We start from the raw sequence: 19643 nt of genomic DNA, 5'->3' as shown, positions 1-19643 counted from the left end.
CCCGGCTCAGCCCACGGGGCCGCCCCGCCACGCCGGCCAGGGGCGGCGACCGACGGCGGTCTCGAAGGCGGCCGCGGCGAGCAGGCGGGTGGAGTCCAGCGTGGGCAGCGGGGAGACGCCCGGGGTCACCAGGAGCGGGATCTCGGTGCAGACCAGGGCGACCGCGTCGCAGCCGCGGGCGGCGAGCCGTTCGATCACCTCGGCGTAGCGGCGGCGGGACTCCTCGGTGAACACGCCGTCGAGCAGTTCCTCGAAGATGATCCGGTCGACCAGGCGGCGGTCCTCCGCCTCGGGCACCACCGCCTCGATCCCGCGGCGGCCGAGCGCACCGGGGTAGACCTGTCCCTCCATCGTGTAAGAGGTGCCGAGCACGCCGACCCGCCTGCGGCCGTCGGCGGCGGCCCGGTCGGCGACCACCTCGGCGATGTGCAGCCCCGGCAGGGCGAGTTCCTCCCCGGGCAGTTCCAGGGCGAGGTGGGCGGTGTTGTCGGGGCAGACGAAGAACTCGGCGCCCGCCGCGGCGAGCCGCCGCACGCTCTCGGCGAGCGTCCCGCGCACGGTGCCGTACGCCCCGGAGTCCCAGGAGGGCATGCTGCGGGCGAGCGCGATGAAGTCCAGGGTGACGTCCGGGTGTTCGTAGGGTCCCAGCTCGCGGAAGCCCTCCTGGCAGAAGGCCCGGAAGCACAGGGCCGCCCCCTCGGAGCTGTGCGCGAGTATGCCCAGATGCCGCATGCCGTCCACGTGTCCTCCCGGTGTTCCCTCGTGGTCTCTTCCCGCGCCCGGTGCGGTGCCCGCGGCCTCCCGCGTGCCGTGCGGCCCGGGCGTCCTCAGGCGCCGACGCCGAGGGCCCGCGCGACGACGGCGTGGACGAGCTGGTCCTCGGGGGCGCGGTTCTCCCGCAGCCGGTCGAGGTCGGCCGCGCCGAACCAGGCGTAGCGCGGGTGCTTGTCCCACTCCAGGGCGGGCCGGTCGAGGTCGCCCTCGACCTCGACGACGTAGTCGGCCTCGTGCCGGGTGCCGCGCCCGTCGTCGCCGACCCAGGTGAGGACGCCGAGGAAGCGGCGCACCCGGCGCACCCGCCAGCCGGTCTCCTCCGCCACCTCGCGCACCAGCGTGTCCAGCAGGGTCTCGCCCGCCTCGACATGGCCGCCGACCAGGTCCCAGCAGTCGGGGAACAGCCGCCGGCCAGGCGCCCGGTACTGCGCGAACGCCTCGCCGCGCGCGTTGAGGATCACCGCCCCGACGGCCCAGGTCTCCCCGCGCCCCGGCTCGGGGAACTCCACCCCGTCGTCCACCTCGACCGCCACCGCCATGCCCCCACCCTAACCAGCCGCCCGCGGGTGGTCCCGGGCGGCGGCCCGGCCGGGCGGGGCCCGCGGGGCCCGGCGTCCAGGCGCCTTGGCCCGGGCGGGAGTTGAGGTCCGGACGCCCCTGGGTGTTGGGGGCCGCGGGCGCCCGGACCGGCCTGCGGTGGCGCGCCCGACTCGCCGGGCGGCGAAGTCGCGGCGTGAATCGATTCATTAAAAGGCAGAAGGCTGCCGGACGCAAGCGCTTGCACACAACCCGCCTCGCCTGAGGGCAAACTCCGTCGACAAGCCGTGCCCCGCCTGGTCTGATGGTGCGCCTGCCGCCCGCGCCCGCGGGCCGGGGGAAGGGAAGTCCGTACGTGGAGCACGCCGTTGTCCACGAGACCGGTGCCATGCCGGAGATCGACGCCGGGCTCGCCGCCCGGCTGATCGAGGCTCAGTTCCCGCACTGGGCCGGACTGCCGCTGGTCCGGTTCGAACCCGCCGGCTCCGACAACGTCGTCTTCCGCCTCGGCGACACGATGGCGGTGCGGCTGCCCAGGGGCGACTGGGCGGCGGGGCAGGCGCGGAAGGAACACGCCTGGCTGCCGCGGCTCGCGGCCGGACTGCCGCTGCCCACCCCGGCGCCGCTGGGTCTGGGCCGCCCGGCCTTCGGCTACCCCTGGCACTGGTCGGTCGCCCGCTGGCTGGAGGGATCGGCCGCGACGCCGGAGGGCTTCGCCGAGCCGGAGCGCACGGCGATCGAACTCGCGCACTTCCTGCGCCGCCTGCGCGCCATGCCCCCGGCGCACGCGCTGGCGCCCGGGCCGCACCCCGAACTCGCCCCGGTCCCCCTGGCCGAGCGGTACCCGGGCACCAGGGAGGCGATCGCCGCGCTGGCCGGCGTCTTCGACGCCGCCGCGCTGACCGAGATCTGGGAGGCCGCCCTCGCGGCACCCGCCTGGGCGGGCGAACCGGTGTGGTACCACGGCGACTTCCACACCGGCAACCTCCTGGTCCGCGACGGCCGCCTGAGCGCGGTCATCGACTTCGGCGGCCTCGGCATGGGCGACCCGGCCCCGGACCTGATGATCGCGTACACCCTGCTCACCGCCGGGACCAGGCGCCTGTTCCGGGCCGCGCTCGGCGTGGACGACGCCACCTGGGCGCGGGGCCTCGGCTGGGCGCTCGGCTCCGGCCTGAGCGCCCACGTCGCCTACGCGGCCACCCACCCGCACATCGCGGCCGCGACCCACCGGCAGATCTCCGAGGTCCTCGCCGAACACGCCGCGCCCACCGCCCGCTGAGGCGGGGCGCGGGCGCGGGCGCGTTCGCGTCAGCGCGTGGCGAAGGCGTAGACGGTGGTGGAGCGGTAGGTCTGCCCGGGGCGCAGCACGGTGCTGGGGAAGTCCGGCCGGTTGGGCGAGTCGGGGAAGTGCTGGGTCTCCAGGCACAGCCCGTCGCTCTGCCGGTAGGCGCGCCCCGTGGTGCCGTTGAGCGAGCCGTCGAGGAAGTTGCCGCTGTAGAACTGCAGTCCTGGCTCGGTGGTCGCCACCTCAAGCACCCGCCCCGAGGCCGGGTCGTACAGGGTGGCGGCGTGGCGGGGCCCCGCGGTGATGCCCTTGTCGAGCACGAAGTTGTGGTCGAAGCCCTGTCCGTGGTGGAGCTGGGGATGGCCGCGGCGGATGTCCTCGCCGACGGGCTTGGCGCGGCGGAAGTCGAAGGGCGTGCCGGAGACGGCGGCCAGCTCGCCGGTGGGGATGAGGGTGTCGTCCACGGGCGTGTAGCGGGAGGCCGCGATCTCCAGGCGGTGGTCGAGGATGCCGCCGCTGCCCTCCCCGGCGAGGTTGAAGTACGTGTGGTTGGTGAGGTTGACGACCGTGGGGGCGTCGGTGGTGGCCGTGTAGTCGAGGCGCAGGTCGCCGTCGGCGGTCAGCGTGTAGTCCACGCGCACGTCGAGCGTGCCCGGGTAGCCCATCTCCCCGTCGGGGCTGACCCGGCGCAGGGTCAGCCCGGCCCGACCCGAGGGGGTGACCTCCCACACGCGCTTGTCGAAGCCGGCGTCGCCGCCGTGCAGGCTGTTGGGGCCGTCGTTGACGGGCAGTTGGTAGTCCCGTCCGTCCAGGGTGAAGCGGCCGCCGGCTATGCGGTTGCCGTATCTGCCGATCAGCGCGCCGAAGTAGGTGGTCGCGGTCAGATAGGGGTCGAGGGCGTCGAAGCCGAGCGAGACGTTGGCCGTCCTGCCCCGCCGGTCGGGCACCTCAAGGGACTGCACGATCCCGCCGTAGCTGAGCACGGCCAGCCGGGTCCCGCCGCGGGACAGGGTCCAGCGCTGCACCTGAGTGCCGTCGGGCAGCCGCCCGAAGGACTCGCTGCGTGGCTCCCCGCCGCGCTCCCCGGCTTCGTGCCCGGCGGAGGCGGTTCCCGGGGCGGCGGAGGCGGCGGGGGCGTGGGCCGCTCCGGCGGCGAGGGCCGCGAGCGAGGCGGCCGAGCCGAGGACGGTGCGCCTGTCAGGGGTCATCTGGCGGCTCCTTCTCGAAGGTGACCTGAGTACCTGTGCGACCCGGGACCTGCGCAGGCGGCCCCGGGCCCGAGACGTTCGAAATACCGCACGCTGTTCGGAATTCAGCGCGAACCTAGTGCGGCGCCCCCTCCCCGTCAATGCCTCGCGCGCGGGGCAGGCGCCCGCACGCGCGAGGGCCGACCACCCCCGGCCCCGCGCGGCGGACGCCCGCCGGACACGCCCCCACCCCACCACGCCACCACCCCACCGCCCCGCAGCCCGCGGAGAGGTGAAGGGGCGTCACGTCTCGTTCACACCCTTGACCCCCACGCGCCCCGTTGGGAAACTCCCCGACCAGAGAAAGCGCTTGCCGCATCGCGGCGTTCGCCGTCACCCACCTCACCCCTCCCTCACCCACCCCGTTCGGCCGTCGGATGAATCGATTCACTACATGCGTCGGCCATGCGGCGGCGCCCGCACGCGGCAGGCCCCCCGACGGCAGAACCACTCCCGGCACACCGCAGAACCCCCCAGAACCAAGGAGCAAGGGATGGACCACACCCGCCCGCCCGCCCCCGCACGCGGCCCCGGCCGCCGCAGGGCCCGGCTCGCCGCCCTCCTCGGCGCCGCGACGGCCGCCGCCGCGCTCGCCCTGCCCGGCGCCGTCCAGGCCGCCGCCGCCGAAACCCCGGCGGACGGCCCCACCGTCTACATCGCCAGCGACTCCACCGCCCAGACCTACGACCCGTACTACGCGCCGCAGACCGGCTGGGGCCAGGTGCTCGGGCGGTTCTTCTCCGAGGAGGTGACGATCGACAACCGGGCGATCGGCGGCCGGAGTTCGCGTTCCTTCGTGGAGGAGGGCCGGCTGGACGACATCCTCGACGAGATCCAGCCGGGCGACTACCTCTTCGTCCAGTTCGGCCACAACGACGCCACCGTCAGCCGCCCCGAGCGCTACACCACCCCCGAGCAGTACCAGGAGTACCTGCGCGAGGACTACATCGCCGGCGCCCGCGCCCGCGGCGCGATTCCGGTCATCGTGACGCCGGTGTCCCGGCGCGACTTCGAGCCGACGACCGGGAAGTTCAACGTCTCGTTCCCCGAATATGTCGACAAGGCGATCGAGGTGGCGCGGCAGGAGAACGTCCCGCTGGTCGACCTGTCCGCCTCCAGCCGGGCCTTCCTCGACGCCGTCGGCCCGCTTGAGGCCGAGTCGGTGTTCCTGCACGTCCCGGTCGGCGTCTACGAGAACCGCCCGGACGGCACCATCGACGAGACGCACTTCCAGGAGTACGGCGCCACCGAGATGGCCCGGCTGATCGCCGAGGACGTGGCGCGGCTGGATGTCCCGCTGGCCGCGGAGGTCGCCGGCACCGCTCCCCCGCGCCACCGGCCGGGGCGGGCCGAGGGCCTCCGGGCCGCCTACGTCTCGCACGACGGCGCCCGGCTGACCTGGGAGGCGGTCCCGGGCGCCGACCACTACCGGGTCCAGGTGCGGCCGCGGGGCGAGCGGCACGCGCACTGGCGGCTCGCCGCCGCCTCGGCCATCCCGCTGGCCGACGTCGCCGGGCTGGCCGAGGACACGGCGTACGAGGTGCGGGTGGTCGCGGTCAACGGACGCGGGGAGGCGGCGCCTTCGCGGGCGATCCCGCTCACCACGCGGACGGCCGACGCGCGCTTCGACTTCGGCCCGGCCGCCGGCCCGGTGGCCGCGGGCTACACCGGGGTGAGCCCGGAGACCGTCTACACGCCGGAACTCGGCTACGGCTTCGCCGACCCGGCCGGCCTGACCGCGGCCGACCGGGGCGAGGGCGCCGGCGACCTCGGCCGGGACTTCGTGGCCTGCGCCGGCTGCAGGTACGAGTTCCGGGCCGACCTGCCGGACGGCACCTACGCCGTGACGGCCTACGTCGGGGACGCGGCGGGCTACTCCCGTTCCGGCTTCGTCCTGGAGGCGAGCGACCGCGGCCAGGTCATCGGCCACACCGGCCTGATCACCGAGCAGACGTTCCCACTGGTGCAGGTGTCCGACGGGCAGCTGAACGTCACGGTGTACGCCGAGACCGGGCACCTCAACGGGCTCGAACTCAGCCGCGTGGCCTGACGGGGCGACCGACTCAACATCTCCACACACATCTTGACTTAACCGATCAGACGTTGTCAGACTCGACCGGCCGCCGCGGATGAATCGATTCATAAGCGCGCCGCACGCCCGCGGCGGCCGCCGTCCACCGCACCGCCGTCTCATCAGTCATCGACGGAAAAGCCCCGGTCCGACAAGCAAAGGAGCACCGGATGGGCAGGAGAGCCGCCGTTCCCCCCGCGGGGAAAGCCGGAGATCCCCACGAAGAATTCGGAGACAGGACGGGAGCCAGGAGCAGGGCCGGGGCACGCAGGGGCACGCGCGGGGCCACGGCCGCGCGCAGGCCCCGGGGCCGCGCGTCCCGCCTCTCGCTGCTCGCCGCCGCCGTGGCCTCGCTGGCCACCCTGGCGGCCCCCGCCGCCACGGCCGCCGCCCAGGAGAGCGCGGGCGCCGGCGCGGCGGACGAGCAGGGGCCGCGCCGTCAGATGGAGGACCTCGACCGGGCCCCGGTCGCCGTCAGCACCGAGGACGGCGTCTTCCTCAGCTGGCGCCTGCTCGGCCTCGACCCCGAGGACCTCGCCTTCGACGTCTACCGGGACGGCCACAAGATCACCGGCAGCCCGCTCACGGGCGCCACCACCTACACCGACCCGGACGGCACCGAGGACTCCGTCTACCGCATCGCCGCGGTCAGGCACGGCCGGGTCACCGAGCGGACCGACGAGTTCGGCGTCTGGTCGCAGCAGTACCACGACATTCCGGTGAACCGGCCGGCGGACGGGGTCACGCCCGACGGGCAGTCGTACTCCTACCGCCTCAACGACGCGAGCGTCGGCGACCTCGACGGCGACGGCCGGTACGAGATCATCGAGAAGTGGGACCCGACCAACTCGAAGGACAACTCCCAGTCGGGCTACACCGGAAACGTCTACGTCGACGCCTACACGCTGGACGGCGAGCAGCTGTGGCGCATCGACCTGGGCCGCAACATCAGGGCGGGCGCCCACTACACCCAGCTGATGGTCTACGACCTCGACGGCGACGGCAGGGCCGAGGTGGCGATGAAGACCGCCGACGGCACGGTGGACGGCACGGGCCGGGTCATCGGTGACGCGGACGCCGACTACCGCAACTCCAGCGGCTACGTGCTGGAAGGGCCGGAGTTCCTCACCGTCTTCGACGGCGAGACCGGCGCCGCGGTGGACACCGTGGACTACGTGCCCGGCCGCGGGAACGTCTGCGACTGGGGCGACTGCTACGGCAACCGCGCCGACCGCTTCCTGGCCGGGGTGGCCTACCTCGACGGGGTGCACCCCTCGGTGCTCTTCGCGCGCGGCTACTACACCAGGGCCACCGTCGTGGCCTGGGACTTCCGGGGCGGGCAGCTGCGGCAGCGCTGGATGTTCGACTCCGATCGGCTGGGCGGGGAGTACGAGGGGCAGGGCAACCACAACCTCGCGGTCGCCGACGTGGACGGGGACGCCAAGGACGAGATCGTCTACGGCTCCATGGCCATCGACGACGACGGCTCTCCCCTCTACAACACGGGCCTCGGGCACGGCGACGCCCTGCACGTGAGCGACCTGGACCCGAGCCGCCCCGGCGAGGAGGTGTTCGCGGTGCACGAGTCCATGAGCGCCTCGGGCAACCGCGGAGCCACCTTCCGGGACGCCGCGACGGGCGAGATCCTGTACGACATGCCGGGCAGCCGCGACATCGGGCGCGGGGCCGCCGCCGACATCGACCCGAACCACGAGGGCGCGGAGGGCTGGGCGGTGACCGCCACCGGCGCGTGGAACTCGCGTGAGGGCCAACTGCGCGCCGCCGACGGCACCCTGCTGAGCACCTCGATCCCCTCGGCCAACTTCACCATCTGGTGGGACGGCGATCCGCTGCGCGAGATCCTCGACCACGACTTCACCGAGGGCGTGGACCCGGCGGGCACCCCCTTCATCGCCGAGTGGGACCCCGAGGCGCAGCAGCAGAACGTGATCTTCCAGCCGGAGGGCACGTATTCAGACAACTACACGAAGGGCAACCCGGTTCTCCAGGCCGACCTGTACGGGGACTGGCGGGAGGAGGTCGTCCTGCGGACCCAGGACGACTCGGCCCTGCGCGTGTTCACCACCACCGAGGACACCGATCTGCGGCTGCGGACCCTGATGTCCGACCCGCAGTACCGGCTCTCGGTCGCCTGGCAGAACGTGGCCTACAACCAGCCGCCGCAGACCGGTTACTTCATCGGCGCCGGCATGCAGGAACCCCCGCAGCCGCGCATCCGCTACACCCACGCCGCACACCGCTGACCGCTGACCGCGCGCGGCTCCCGGCGGCCCACCCACGGCCGCCGGGGGCCGGGCGCCACGCGGCCGGCCGCTCACCCGGCGCACTCCGGAGTGGCCCTCGGCCGCGGCATTTTGTCAGGACACTTTTGCCTTTATCCGCCGCATGTCCCGCCGCACGCGCGGCCCAGTCCGGGCCTGCGGCGTTTCCGAAAAGTTACCAGCCGTCCGGTTGCCCCCACCGGGCCCGACGGTATTGTAACGATTCACTTCGGGTGCCGCCCCCAAGCTCATCGCGCTGATCAAGCCCTGAAGTGTCGTTACGCATTGGCAGAGCAGGGAGGCTCTTATGTCAATCAAGAAGGCCACCACGATCGGTGGCCTCGCCCTTGCCCTCGTCGGTTCGCTGGCACTCAGCGCCTGTTCGTCCGACAGCGACGGAGGCGGCGACGGGAAGGTCACGCTCAGGTTCACCTGGTGGGGCGCCGACGAACGCGCCGAGCGCTACCAGCAGGCGATCGATCTCTTCGAGCAGGACCACCCCGACATCAAGGTGGAGACGAGCTTCACCGACTTCGCCGACTACTGGACGCAGCGCAACACCGACGGCACCTCGGGCGACCTCCCCGACGTCCTGCAGATGGACATGTCGCAGATCCAGGAGTTCGGCAAGACGGGCCTGCTCTACGACATGAGCGAGTTCGAGGGCAATCAGCTGGACACCTCCCAGATCGACGAGAACCTCCTCGCGTCGGGCAAGGTCGACGACCAGCTGGTCGCGATCCCCACGGGCACCAACACCCTCGCCCTCTACTACAACCCCGACCTGCTCGAACAGCTCGGCATAGCGGTTCCCGACTGGGACTACACCTGGGACGACCTCAACCAGTTCATCGCCGAGGTCAGCGAGGCCGGCGCGGGCCAGGACCCGGCGGTCTACGGCAACGGGGACTACACCACCGTCTGGTGGATGTTCATGCAGTGGCTCGTCCAGCAGGGCATCGAGCCGTTCGCGGAGAACGGCGAGATGAACTTCACCGAGGACGACATGCGCGAGTTCCTCAACACCACCGAGGACCTCAGGAGCCAGGACGGCATGCTGTTCCCGACGGCGCGCGCCGACCAGCTCGACCCGGTCTCCGGCTTCGGCGCGGGCGAGTCCGCCACGGAGTTCAACTGGGACAACTTCATCAACAGCTACGCGCACGACCTGAACAACGAGAACATCCGGATGCTTCCGGTGCCCACCGGCTCCGACGGCCAGAAGCACATGTTCTTCAAGCCGACGATGCTGCTGTCCATGGGCGCCAACACCGGGCACCCCGAGGAGGCCGCCGAGCTGATCGACTTCCTCATCAACGACCCGGAGGCGGGCCAGATCATCGGCACCGACCTGGGCGTTCCCGCCTCGCAGGGCCGGCTCGACGCCTTCCAGCCCGAGGAGGGCAGCCTCGACCAGGTCGTCATCGACTTCGAGAACCAGGCCCGTGAGCAGGGCGCGGTCAGCGACCCGCTGCCGGTGGAGCCGCAGGGCTTCGGCGACCTGGAGAACGAGTACGTCGAGGTGCTGGGCAACGAGTTCGGCTACGGGGACCTCAGCGTGGACGACTTCGTCGACCAGTGGTTCAGTGAGTCCGAGAACCTGCTGGTCACGGACTGAGCCACGGCACGAGACGACTCTCCTCCCGCACCGAACGGAAGCTCCCCATGACCGTGACGCACGCGGCGTCCCGGGCCTCGCGGGCCGGCAGCCCCGCGCGACGGCCGCTGAACAAGCGGCCGTCGCGGCGGGGCGCCGAGACCCGTGCCGGTTACGCCTTCCTCGCCCCCTGGCTGCTCGGCTTCATCGCCCTGACGGCAGGGCCGATGGTGGCCTCCGCCTACCTCTCCTTCACCGACTACCACCCGATCCGCGGCGGCGACTGGATCGGCTTCGACAACTACACGCGGATCTTCGACGACCCGCGGTTCGCCGACTCGGTCAAGCTCACCCTCGAGTACGCCGTGATCGGCACCCCGATCAAGCTCGCCGCGGCCCTCGGGGTGGCGATGCTGCTCAACAACAGGCGCCGCGGGCAGGGCACCTACCGCTCCGTCTTCTACGCCCCCTCGCTGATCGGCGCGAGCGTCTCGATCGCCATCGTCTGGCGGGCGATGTTCAACGACGACGGCATCGTGGACAAGACCGGTCAGATCTTCGGCATGGACGAGGGCGGCTGGATCGGCAACCCCGACCGCAGCCTGCCCATGATGATCATGCTCGCCGTCTGGCAGTTCGGCGCGCCGATGGTGATCTTCCTGGCCGGCCTCAAGCAGATCCCCGACGAGCTGTACGAGGCGGCCCAGATGGACGGCGCCGGGGCCGTGCGCAGGTTCCTGCGGATCACGCTGCCGATGCTCTCGCCCGTGCTGTTCTTCAACCTGGTGCTGGAGACGATCCACTCCTTCCAGATCTTCGCCTCGGCGTTCATCATCTCCAACGGCACCGGCGGGCCCGCCAACTCCACGCTCTTCTACACCGTGTACCTCTACCAGCGCGGCTTCGGGCAGGGCCAGCTCGGCTTCGCCGCCGCGATGGCCTGGCTGCTGGTCATCGCCGTCGCCCTCATCACGCTGGTCTTCTTCAGGACGTCCCGCTACTGGGTCTTCTACGGGGAGGGACGATGACCACGATCAGCCAGGGCGCCGCGCCCACGGCCGCCGCACCCCGCGTGCCGGACGGCACGAGCCGCCGCCGCGCCGGGCGGCGCCGGGCCGGCCGCACCGCCGCCTACCACCTCGCGATCTGGGTGCTCGGCATCATCATGCTCTACCCGGGTCTGTGGCTGCTGCTCTCGGCCTTCCGGCCCTCGAACCAGATCGTCGGCGAGACCGGCCTCATTCCGGACGACACCACGCTGGACAACTTCAAGACGGTGTTCGAGGGAATCGGCGGCGTCTCCTTCTGGACGTTCTTCATGAACTCCGTCTATCTGGGGGTCGGTTCCGCGGTCGGCATCTGCCTTTCGTGTTCGGTGACGGCCTATGCGTTCTCGCGCATCGAATTCCCGGGCCGCGGGCTCTTCTTCACCATCATGATCGGCACGCTGATGCTGCCGTTCCACGTGCTGATCATCCCGCAGTTCATCATGTTCAACGAGATCGGCTGGACGGACACCTACTGGCCGCTGCTCATCGGGAAATTCCTCGCCGCGGACGCGTTCTTCGTCTTCCTCATGACGCAGTTCATGCGGACGGTGCCGAAGTCCCTCGACGAGTCGGCCAGGATCGACGGCGCCGGTCACCTGCGGATCTACTGGTCGATCATGCTGCCGCTCATGCGGCCCGTGCTGGCCACCGCGTCGATCTTCGCGTTCATCTGGAGCTGGAACGACTTCATGGGCCCGCTGATCTACCTGCGCAGCCCGGACAAGTACCCGCTGCCGATGATGCTGCGGCAGTACGCCGACCAGACCAGCACCTCCGACTACGGGGCGCAGATGGCGGCGGCGCTGCTGGCCCTGGCGCCCGTCATCGTCTTCTTCGTCCTCTTCCAGCGCTATATCGTCGAGGGCGTGTCGACACAGGGGCTGAGGGGCTGAGCGGCGATGGCGCGGGAGCACGACCAGCTGGGCAGGCGGTGGAACACCGGCTTCGCCCTGTTCGGCGAGGTCCTCATCACCGGCGTGCTGATTGCGGTGCTCTGTCTGCCGCTGGTCACCGCGCTGCCCGCGCTCGCGGCGGGAGCCGCGCACCTGCGGCGCCACCTCGACGGCGAGAGCGTCAGGTCCTGGGACCTGCTGCGGGACTTCGCCACCGCCTGCCGCACCCAGTGGCCGGCCGCGCTCGGCTTCTTCGGGGTGGCGCTGCTGCTGCTGTGGAACCTCTCGCTCGCCCAGGCCGGGGTGCTGCCGGGCGCGGGCGGCGTGCTCGCGGTGATGATGCTGCTGCTCGCCGCCTGGGCGGCGCTGCTGCTGCGCACCGCGGCGGTCTGGCGGCCGGACCGCGGGCCCAGGGAGGTGGTGGCCGAGGCGGCGGAGCGCGGGCTGCGTGACCCGGCGGGCTCGGCGCTGCTGGCCGCCGCCTGCGTGATGTGCGGGGTCTTCGTGTGGATGCTGCTGCCGCTGGCGCTGGTCGGCGGCGGCCTGCTCGCCCTGGCCGCCGTCGCCGTCGACCTGCGCCACCGGGTGCGCACCGGGGAGTTGGCGGAGCCGGCCGAGGACGCCGGGACCCCCGGCCCCCTCCCGCATCACTGACGGGGGCCCGCCCCGCCGAGGGGGCCTCGCCCCGCCGAAGGGGCGGCCGCTCAGGCTCCGGCCCGCCCGCCGCCCCCCGGCCCGCGGGTCCCGCCCCGGGCCCTGCCGCCGCGCTCGATGAGGATGCGCCGCAGCTCCCGCGCCGCCCGCGGGGGCGAGACGTCGCCGCGGTGCGCCACCGAGATGGTGCGCTGCAGGCCGGGCGCGGCGAAGGCGGTGGCCCGCAGCCCGGAGCGCTCCGCCACCATGCTGGGCACCACCGCCACGCCGAGCCCCGCCCGCACGAAGCCCAGCACGGCGTCCATCTCCCCGCCCTCCACGCTGAACGCGGGCTGGAATCCGGCCCCCTGACAGGCGGCGAGGGTCAGCTCCCGCAGGTCGTAGCCGTGCCGGAACATCACCATCGGCTGCTCGCGCAGGTCCTCGATCCTGATCCGCCCGCCGGGCCCGCTCGCGACCGGCGCCGGCTCCAGGGGCGAGGAGACGACGACCAGCTCCTCGCGCAGCAGCTCCTCGGTGGCCAGCGCCGGGGCCTGCCCCGGCAGCGGCGTGATGATCAGCGCCAGGTCGAGTTCGCCGTCGGCCAGGATGCGCACCAGGTCCTGCGAGCCGTCCTCGTGCACGAAGAGCTCCACCCCCGGGTAGCTGTCCCGGAACGTCCGCAGCACGCCGGGCACCAGGCCGGCGCACAGGCTGGGCGTCGCCCCGAGCCTGACCCGGCCCCCGCGCAGCTGGGCCACCTCCTGCACCTCCCGGCGGGCCGTCTCGGTGTCGGCCAGGATGCGGCGGGCCAGCGGCAGCAGCGCGGCCCCGGCGTCGGTCAGCGAGATGTGGCCACGGGCCCGGTGGAACAGCTCGGCGCCCAGCTCCCTTTCCAGCGCCCGGATCTGCTGGGAGAGCGAGGGCTGGGCGACGTGTTCCTGCTGGGCGGCCCGCGTGAAGTGCCGGGTCTCGGCGACCGCCGCGAAGTAGCGGAGCTGCTGCAGTTGCATAGGAACAGGCTATCAAAAGCAGCGTTTCTATGTCTTGGACTGATCGGGAGGCCCGACCCTACCTTCGGTGCCATGGCACTGGCGACGCGAACGCCGACGAAGGCCCCCACCCCACCCGCGCCCGGGCCGCCGCGCCGGCGGCCCACCACGGCCGCGGGGCGGCTGTGGCACTCGACGGTCGGCAAGAAGGCGGTCATGGCCGTCAGCGGGCTGATCATGCTGCTGTACCTGGTGGCGCACATGATCGGCAACCTGAAGGTCTTCTTCGGCCCCGACGAGATGAACGGGTACGCCCACTGGCTGCGCACCATAGGCGAGCCCGCGCTGCACCACGGCTGGTTCCTGTGGATCATGCGCCCGGTGCTGCTGCTCGCCCTGGTCGCGCACGCCGTCGCCGCCTACCAGCTCAGCCGCCGCGACCTCGCGGCCCGCCCGGTCGGGTACGCCCACCGCGGGCGGCGCAGCAGCTACGCCACCCACACCATGCGCTGGGGCGGCGTGATCATCGGCCTGTTCGTGATCTGGCACATCCTGGACCTGACCACGGGCACCGTGAACCCGCGCGGCCAGGCGGGCCACCCCTACGAGAACATCGTCGCGAGCTTCCAGACCTGGTACGGCAACGTGATCTACATCGTCGCCATGCTCGCCGTCGGCCTGCACCTCAGGCACGGCTTCGCCGGCGCGGCCAGGACCCTCGGCGCCGGCGGCCGCGGCCGCGAGCGCGCCTGGACCCTCGCGGCCAACGGCCTCGCCCTCATCCTCACCTGCGGCTTCCTCTCCGTCCCCGTGGGCGTCATGACCGGGCTCGTGGACTAAGGAGTGATCGACCGACCATGACCTCCCCGAACTCCTTCGCCGACTACCGCGTCGGCGAGCCGCTCGCCGACACCAAGGCGCCCACGGGGCCGATCGCGGAACGCTGGTCGCGCCGCCGTTTCGAGGCGAAGCTCGTCAACCCGGCCAACCGCCGCAAGCACACCGTCATCGTCGTGGGCACCGGCCTGGCCGGCGGCTCCGCCGGCGCCACCCTGGCCGAACAGGGCTACCACGTCGTCCAGTTCTGCTACCAGGACTCCCCGCGCCGCGCCCACTCCATCGCCGCCCAGGGCGGCATCAACGCCGCGAAGAACTACCGCAACGACGGCGACTCCGTGCAGCGGCTGTTCTACGACACCGTCAAGGGCGGCGACTTCCGGGCCCGCGAGTCCAACGTGCACCGGCTCGCCGAGGTCTCGGTGGAGATCATCGACCAGTGCGTCGCCCAGGGCGTCCCCTTCGCCCGCGAGTACGGCGGCCTGCTCGACACCCGCTCCTTCGGCGGGGTCCAGGTCTCCCGCACCTTCTACGCCCGCGGCCAGACCGGGCAGCAGCTGCTGCTCGGCGCCTACCAGGCGCTCTCCCGGCAGATCGCCGCGGGCAACGTGGAGATGCACCCGCGCACCGAGATGCTCGACCTGATCGTGATCGACGGCAGGGCCCGCGGCATCGTCGCCCGCGACCTGATCACCGGGCGCGTCGGCACCTACCTGGCCGACGCGGTGGTGCTGGCCACCGGCGGCTACGGCAACGTCTTCCACCTGTCGACCAACGCGAAGAACTCCAACGCCACCGCCATCTGGCGCGCCCACCGGCGCGGCGCCTACTTCGCCAACCCCTGCTTCACGCAGATCCACCCCACCTGCATCCCGCGCTCGGGCGACCACCAGTCGAAGCTGACGCTGATGAGCGAGTCGCTGCGCAACGACGGCCGGATCTGGGTGCCGAAGCGGCCCGGGGACACCCGGCCCCCGGCCGAGATCCCCGAGGAGGACCGCGACTACTACCTGGAGCGGATCTACCCCTCGTTCGGCAACCTGGTGCCGCGGGACATCGCCTCCCGGGCCGCGAAGAACGTCTGCGACGAGGGCCGGGGCGTCGGCCCCGGCGGGCAGGGCGTCTACCTCGACTTCGCCGACGCCATCGCCCGGCTCGGCCGCGAGGCCGTGGCCGCCCGCTACGGGAACCTCTTCGAGATGTACGAGCGGATCACCGCCGAGGACCCCTACCGCGTCCCGATGCGGATCTACCCGGCGATCCACTACACGATGGGCGGCCTGTGGGTCGACTACGACCTGCAGACCACCATTCCCGGCCTGTTCGCCATCGGGGAGGCCAACTTCTCCGACCACGGCGCCAACCGGCTGGGCGCCTCCGCGCTGATGCAGGGCCTGGCCGACGGCTACTTCATCCTCCCCGCCACCCTGGCCGACTACCTCGCCCGGCACCCGCACGAGGAGGTGCCCGCCGGCCACCCGGCCATCGCCGAGGCCACCTCCGCGGTGACCGAACGCCTCGGCCGGCTGCTCGCGGCCGACGGGGACCGCACCCCGGAGTCCTTCCACCGCGAGCTCGGCGAACTGCTGTGGGACGAGTGCGGCATGGCCCGCAACGAGGCCGGCCTGCGCAAGGCCCTGGGGCGGATACCCGAGCTGCGCGAGGAGTTCTGGCGCCGGGTCAGGGTGCCGGGCAGCGGACAGGAGCTCAACCAGTCCCTGGAGAAGGCCAACCGGGTCGGCGACTACCTGGAGCTGGCCGAGCTGATGTGCCTGGACGCGCTGCACCGCACCGAGTCCTGCGGCGGCCACTTCCGGGAGGAGAGCCAGACCCCCGAGGGCGAGGCGGAGCGCCGCGACGAGGAGTTCTCCTACGCGGCTGCCTGGGAGTTCACCGCCCCGGGCGAGGCCCCCGTGCTGCACAAGGAGCAGCTGACCTTCGCATACGTCCACCCCACCCAGCGGAGCTACACGTGAACCTCACCCTGCGCATCTGGCGGCAGCGCGGCCCCGAGGAGCCGGGCGCCATGACCACCTACGAGGTCGCGGACGTCTCCCCCGACATGTCCTTCCTCGAAATGCTCGACACCCTCAACGAGGAGCTGATCCTGCGCGGCGAGGAGCCGGTGGCCTTCGACCACGACTGCCGCGAGGGCATCTGCGGCGCCTGCGGCGTGGTCATCAACGGCGAGGCGCACGGCCCGGAGCGCACCACCACCTGCCAGCTGCACATGCGGCACTTCCGGGACGGCGACACGATCGACGTCGAGCCCTGGCGCTCGGCCGCCTTCCCCGTCGTCAAGGACCTGGTCGTGGACCGCTCCGCCTTCGACCGGGTGATCGGCTCCGGCGGCTACATCACGGCCCCGACGGGCAGCGCCCCCGAGGCGCACGCCACGCCGGTGCCCAAGGCCGCCGCCGACACCGCCTTCGAGAACGCCGAGTGCATCGGCTGCGGCGCCTGCGTCGCGGCCTGCCCCAACGGCTCGGCGATGCTGTTCACCGCCGCCAAGGTCGTCCACCTCAACTCCCTGCCGCAGGGCGGGCCCGAGCGGGAGCGCCGGGTGCTCGACATGGTGGACGCCATGGACGCGGAGGGCTTCGGCGGCTGCACCCACACCGGCGTGTGCACCACGGTCTGCCCCAAGGGCATCCCGCTGGCCTCGATCGCCACCCTGAACCGCGAGTACCTGCGCGCCACGCGCAAGGGCGCCGCGTAGGCCACAGCCGCGGACCGGCGGCGGGGGCGGCCCCCGGAACGGCAGCGCGCCCGCGGCCGGCGCGCTGGGGGGCACCCCCGTTCGTCCGCCCGCCCGGCCCCCGGCTACCGCACGGGGTGCCCGGCCTCCCGCAGGGCCTCCTTGACCGCGCCGACGCGCAGGTCGCCGAAGTGGAACACCGAGGCGGCCAGCACCGCGTCGGCCCCCGCCGCGATGGCGGGCGCGAAGTGCCCGAGGCGCCCCGCCCCGCCCGAGGCGATCACCGGCACGCTCACGCAGGCGCGGACCGCCGCGATCATCTCCGTGTCGTAGCCGTCCTTCGTCCCGTCGGCGTCCATGGAGTTGAGCAGGATCTCCCCCGCCCCCAGCTCGGCCGCCCGGTGGGCCCACTCCACGGCGTCGATCCCGGTGCCGCGCCGCCCCCCGTGCGTGGTCACCTCGAACCCGGAGGGCGTGCCCGTCCCCTCGGGGCAGCGGCGGGCGTCCACCGAGAGCACCAGCACCTGCCGGCCGAACCGCTCCGCGATCTCCCGCAGCAGCTCGGGCCTCGCGATGGCCGCCGTGTTGACGCCGACCTTGTCGGCGCCGGCCCGCAGCAGCCGGTCCACGTCCTCGGCGGTGCGCACGCCGCCGCCCACCGTCAGCGGGATGAACACCTGCTCCGCGGTCCTGCGCACCACGTCGTAGGTGGTCTCCCGGTTGCCCGAGGAGGCGGTGATGTCGAGGAACGTCAGCTCGTCCGCGCCCTCCGCGTCGTAGACCCGCGCCATCTCGACCGGGTCGCCCGCATCCCGCAGGTTCCGGAAGTTGACGCCCTTCACGACCCGGCCCCCGTCCACGTCCAGGCAGGGGATCACTCGTACGGCAAGGCTCACGTCACGGCTCCTCGGTAGGCTTCGAGTTCCACCTCGACCAGCACCCGGGAGTCCGCGAAGCCGGAGACCACGACCATGGTCACCACCGGCCCCACGGAGGCGAACACCTCCCGGTGCGCGCGCTGCACGTCCTCCGCGTCGCGCGCGTGGCTGAGGTAGAGGCGGGTGCGGATCACGGACTCGGCGCCCAGGCCGAAGGGTTCCAGGGCCGCCACCGCCCCGGCGAGCGCGGCCCTGGCCTGCTCGTAGGGGTCCCCGGCGTCCGCCCCCGCGGCCGGCGGCGCCGACCCGGCCACCAGCACGAGGTCCCCCGCCGCCACCGCCCGCGAGGAGCCCAGCGCCCGCTCCCACGCGCCGCCCGTCCGCACCCGTTCTATGCTCACGTCGTCTCCGCCTCCGTCGCCCGCAGCGCCTCTTCCAGGGTGAAGGCCCCGGCGTAGAGCGCCTTGCCGACGATGGCCCCCTCCACACCTTCCGGCACCAGGCCCGCCAGCGCCCGCAGGTCGTCGAGGGAGGAGACGCCGCCCGAGGCGACGACCGGGCGGTCGGTCGCGGCGCACACGCTGCGCAGCAGGTCGAGGTTCGGGCCGCGCAGCGTCCCGTCCTTGTTGATGTCGGTGACGACGTAGCGGGCGCAGCCCTCGGCGTTCAGCCGGGCCAGCGTCTCGAAGAGGTCGCCGCCGTCCCTGGTCCAGCCGCGGCCGCGCAGCGTGGTGCCGCGGACGTCGAGCCCGACGGCGACCCGGTCCCCGTGCTCGGCGATGACCCGGGCCACCCAGTCGGGCGACTCCAGGGCCGCCGTGCCCAGGTTGACCCGGGTGCAGCCGGTGGCGAGCGCGGCGGCGAGGGTCTCGTCGTCGCGGATGCCGCCGGAGAGCTCGACGCGGATGTCCATGGCGCGCACCACCTCCGCGATCTGCTCCCGGTTGTCCCCGGTGCCGAAGGCGGCGTCCAGGTCGACCAGGTGCAGCCAGCCGGCGCCGGCCCGCTGCCAGGCGAGCGCGGCCTGCAGGGGGTCGCCGTAGGCGGTCTCGGTGCCGGACTCGCCGTGCACCAGGCGGACGGCCTGCCCCCCGCGCACGTCGACGGCGGGCAGCAGTTCGAGGGTGGCGGGCGTCACCCGCGGCGGGTTCGTCATCACAGGGTCTCGATCCAGTTGGTGAGGAGGCGCGCCCCGGCGTCGCCCGATTTCTCCGGGTGGAACTGGGTGGCCCACAGCGGGCCGTTCTCCACGGCGGCGACGAAGGGCTCGCCGTGGGTGGCCCAGGTGACCTGGGGCGGTGCGGTGCCGGCCGGGCCGCCGGGCGGCAGCTCCCAGTCGTGGACCGCGTAGGAGTGGACGAAGTAGTAGCGCTCCTCGGGGCCCAGGCCCGCGAAGAGCGCCGAGCCGGCCGGGGCGCGCACCGTGTTCCACCCCATGTGGGGCACGATCTCGGCCTTCAGCGGGCCGACCGTTCCCGGCCACTCGTCCAGGCCCTCGCTGGTGTGGCCGTGCTCGATGCCGCGGGCGAAGAGGATCTGCATGCCGACGCAGATGCCGAGCACCGGCCGCCCCCCGGCCAGCCTGCGGCCGATGACCCAGTCACCCCTGGCCTGCCTGAGCCCGTTCATGCAGGCGGCGAACGCGCCGACGCCCGGGACCAGCAGCCCGTCGGCGTTCAGCGCGGTGTCGTAGTCGCGGGTGACCTCCACCCGGGCCCCGGCCCTGGCCACGGCCCGCTCCGCCGACCTGATGTTGCCGAAGCCGTAGTCGAAGACGACGACGGTCTTCCTCGGGCGCTTTCCCTTGGTGGTCCCGTCGGTGGTCCCGCCGGTGGTCCCGCCGCGGCTCGTGTCCTTGGCGTCCACG

The 19643-nt window shown here is 72.8% G+C and carries 18 protein-coding genes; 10 read left to right on the top strand and 8 right to left on the bottom strand.

What is annotated here, in order from left to right; all coding sequences use genetic code 11:
- Positions 1-6 precede the first annotated feature (6 nt).
- Positions 7-732, bottom strand: a complete 726-nt coding sequence (locus D7294_RS12960) for an aspartate/glutamate racemase family protein (protein WP_120679331.1) — start codon at positions 730-732, stop codon at positions 7-9.
- A gap of 95 nt (positions 733-827) precedes the next feature.
- The gene (locus D7294_RS12955; RefSeq protein WP_120678995.1) at positions 828-1313 is read right to left on the bottom strand and encodes an NUDIX hydrolase; all 486 of its coding nucleotides are present in this window, start codon (positions 1311-1313) and stop codon (positions 828-830) included.
- 386 nt (positions 1314-1699) lie between these two features.
- Between D7294_RS12955 and D7294_RS12950 the strand changes: the two genes are divergently transcribed.
- Positions 1700-2593, top strand: coding sequence for an aminoglycoside phosphotransferase family protein (locus D7294_RS12950; RefSeq protein ID WP_120679329.1), 894 nt, complete (start codon positions 1700-1702; stop codon positions 2591-2593).
- 29 nt (positions 2594-2622) lie between these two features.
- On the opposite strand, the gene D7294_RS12945 is transcribed toward D7294_RS12950, so the two are convergent.
- Complete coding sequence (locus tag D7294_RS12945) at positions 2623-3807, bottom strand: aldose epimerase family protein (RefSeq protein WP_120678993.1); 1185 nt, start codon at positions 3805-3807, stop codon at positions 2623-2625.
- Between the two features lie 532 nt (positions 3808-4339).
- On the opposite strand from D7294_RS12945, the gene D7294_RS12940 reads away from it, so the two are divergent.
- The 6 genes from D7294_RS12940 to D7294_RS12915 all read left to right on the top strand — a co-directional run bounded on the left by D7294_RS12940 (position 4340) and on the right by D7294_RS12915 (position 12392).
- On the top strand, positions 4340-5896 hold the full coding sequence (locus D7294_RS12940; protein ID WP_120678991.1) for a GDSL-type esterase/lipase family protein: 1557 nt from the start codon (positions 4340-4342) through the stop codon (positions 5894-5896).
- A 365-nt stretch (positions 5897-6261) separates the two neighbouring features.
- Positions 6262-8181: a rhamnogalacturonan lyase gene (locus D7294_RS12935; RefSeq protein ID WP_277751085.1), complete on the top strand. Its 1920-nt coding sequence runs from the start codon at positions 6262-6264 to the stop codon at positions 8179-8181.
- Positions 8182-8506: 325 nt separating this feature from the next.
- Positions 8507-9817, top strand: a complete 1311-nt coding sequence (locus D7294_RS12930) for an ABC transporter substrate-binding protein (protein ID WP_120678989.1) — start codon at positions 8507-8509, stop codon at positions 9815-9817.
- Positions 9818-9864: 47 nt separating this feature from the next.
- Positions 9865-10824: a carbohydrate ABC transporter permease gene (locus tag D7294_RS12925; protein ID WP_120678987.1), complete on the top strand. Its 960-nt coding sequence runs from the start codon at positions 9865-9867 to the stop codon at positions 10822-10824.
- A complete protein-coding gene (locus D7294_RS12920; RefSeq protein WP_120678985.1) occupies positions 10821-11738 on the top strand; it encodes a carbohydrate ABC transporter permease in 918 nt (305 codons plus the stop codon). The genes D7294_RS12925 and D7294_RS12920 overlap by 4 nt, the downstream gene beginning before the upstream one ends.
- A 6-nt stretch (positions 11739-11744) precedes the next feature.
- Positions 11745-12392 carry a hypothetical protein gene (locus tag D7294_RS12915; protein WP_120678983.1) on the top strand — a complete coding sequence of 216 codons (648 nt, stop codon included), beginning with the start codon at positions 11745-11747 and terminating at the stop codon, positions 12390-12392.
- 50 nt (positions 12393-12442) lie between these two features.
- Here the strand turns inward: D7294_RS12915 and D7294_RS12910 are convergent, their stop codons facing one another.
- On the bottom strand, positions 12443-13384 hold the full coding sequence (locus D7294_RS12910) for a LysR family transcriptional regulator (protein WP_120678981.1): 942 nt from the start codon (positions 13382-13384) through the stop codon (positions 12443-12445).
- Between the two features lie 72 nt (positions 13385-13456).
- Here D7294_RS12910 and D7294_RS12905 point away from each other — a divergent pair, with 72 nt between their 5' ends.
- The 3 genes from D7294_RS12905 to D7294_RS12895 are packed head-to-tail and all read left to right on the top strand — an operon-like array spanning position 13457 to position 16919.
- Positions 13457-14203: a succinate dehydrogenase cytochrome b subunit gene (locus D7294_RS12905; RefSeq protein ID WP_120678979.1), complete on the top strand. Its 747-nt coding sequence runs from the start codon at positions 13457-13459 to the stop codon at positions 14201-14203.
- A gap of 17 nt (positions 14204-14220) precedes the next feature.
- Positions 14221-16176, top strand: a complete 1956-nt coding sequence (locus D7294_RS12900; protein ID WP_120678978.1) for a fumarate reductase/succinate dehydrogenase flavoprotein subunit — start codon at positions 14221-14223, stop codon at positions 16174-16176.
- Entirely contained in the window at positions 16173-16919 is a 747-nt protein-coding gene (locus D7294_RS12895; protein WP_120678976.1) for a succinate dehydrogenase/fumarate reductase iron-sulfur subunit, read from the top strand. Before D7294_RS12900 ends, D7294_RS12895 begins: the two co-directional genes overlap by 4 nt.
- Before the next feature lie 104 nt (positions 16920-17023).
- Here the strand turns inward: D7294_RS12895 and hisF are convergent, their stop codons facing one another.
- From hisF to hisH, 4 genes are read right to left on the bottom strand one after another with little or no spacing between them, the layout of a single operon-like run.
- Positions 17024-17794, bottom strand: a complete 771-nt coding sequence (gene hisF, locus D7294_RS12890; protein ID WP_120678974.1) for an imidazole glycerol phosphate synthase subunit HisF — start codon at positions 17792-17794, stop codon at positions 17024-17026.
- Positions 17791-18177 carry a Rid family hydrolase gene (locus D7294_RS12885; protein ID WP_120678972.1) on the bottom strand — a complete coding sequence of 129 codons (387 nt, stop codon included), beginning with the start codon at positions 18175-18177 and terminating at the stop codon, positions 17791-17793. Before D7294_RS12885 ends, hisF begins: the two co-directional genes overlap by 4 nt.
- Positions 18174-18932, bottom strand: a complete 759-nt coding sequence (gene priA / locus D7294_RS12880) for a bifunctional 1-(5-phosphoribosyl)-5-((5-phosphoribosylamino)methylideneamino)imidazole-4-carboxamide isomerase/phosphoribosylanthranilate isomerase PriA (RefSeq protein WP_120678970.1) — start codon at positions 18930-18932, stop codon at positions 18174-18176. The genes D7294_RS12885 and priA overlap by 4 nt, the downstream gene beginning before the upstream one ends.
- Positions 18932-19642 (bottom strand): imidazole glycerol phosphate synthase subunit HisH, encoded by a 711-nt coding sequence (gene hisH, locus D7294_RS12875; protein ID WP_120678968.1) that lies wholly within the window; start codon positions 19640-19642, stop codon positions 18932-18934. Before hisH ends, priA begins: the two co-directional genes overlap by 1 nt.
- Position 19643 lies beyond the last annotated feature (1 nt).

This window comes from Streptomyces hoynatensis (assembly GCF_003626535.1).
Classification (GTDB): Bacteria; Actinomycetota; Actinomycetes; order Streptomycetales; family Streptomycetaceae; genus Streptomyces; species Streptomyces hoynatensis.
This window is presented reverse-complemented; position numbering and strand designations above follow the sequence as displayed.

What these genes read in the sequence shown, in the direction of transcription:
- D7294_RS12960 (WP_120679331.1), bottom strand. Translation starts at nt 732, where the DNA reads ATGCGGCATCTGGGCATACTCGCGCACAGCTCCGAGGGGGCGGCCCTG.
- D7294_RS12925 (WP_120678987.1), top strand. Translation starts at nt 9,865, where the DNA reads ATGACCGTGACGCACGCGGCGTCCCGGGCCTCGCGGGCCGGCAGCCCC.
- D7294_RS12955 (WP_120678995.1), bottom strand. Translation starts at nt 1,313, where the DNA reads ATGGCGGTGGCGGTCGAGGTGGACGACGGGGTGGAGTTCCCCGAGCCG.
- D7294_RS12930 (WP_120678989.1), top strand. Translation starts at nt 8,507, where the DNA reads ATGTCAATCAAGAAGGCCACCACGATCGGTGGCCTCGCCCTTGCCCTC.
- priA (WP_120678970.1), bottom strand. Translation starts at nt 18,932, where the DNA reads ATGACGAACCCGCCGCGGGTGACGCCCGCCACCCTCGAACTGCTGCCC.
- D7294_RS12905 (WP_120678979.1), top strand. Translation starts at nt 13,457, where the DNA reads ATGGCACTGGCGACGCGAACGCCGACGAAGGCCCCCACCCCACCCGCG.
- D7294_RS12940 (WP_120678991.1), top strand. Translation starts at nt 4,340, where the DNA reads ATGGACCACACCCGCCCGCCCGCCCCCGCACGCGGCCCCGGCCGCCGC.
- D7294_RS12950 (WP_120679329.1), top strand. Translation starts at nt 1,700, where the DNA reads ATGCCGGAGATCGACGCCGGGCTCGCCGCCCGGCTGATCGAGGCTCAG.
- D7294_RS12915 (WP_120678983.1), top strand. Translation starts at nt 11,745, where the DNA reads ATGGCGCGGGAGCACGACCAGCTGGGCAGGCGGTGGAACACCGGCTTC.
- D7294_RS12910 (WP_120678981.1), bottom strand. Translation starts at nt 13,384, where the DNA reads ATGCAACTGCAGCAGCTCCGCTACTTCGCGGCGGTCGCCGAGACCCGG.
- D7294_RS12945 (WP_120678993.1), bottom strand. Translation starts at nt 3,807, where the DNA reads ATGACCCCTGACAGGCGCACCGTCCTCGGCTCGGCCGCCTCGCTCGCG.
- D7294_RS12900 (WP_120678978.1), top strand. Translation starts at nt 14,221, where the DNA reads ATGACCTCCCCGAACTCCTTCGCCGACTACCGCGTCGGCGAGCCGCTC.
- D7294_RS12920 (WP_120678985.1), top strand. Translation starts at nt 10,821, where the DNA reads ATGACCACGATCAGCCAGGGCGCCGCGCCCACGGCCGCCGCACCCCGC.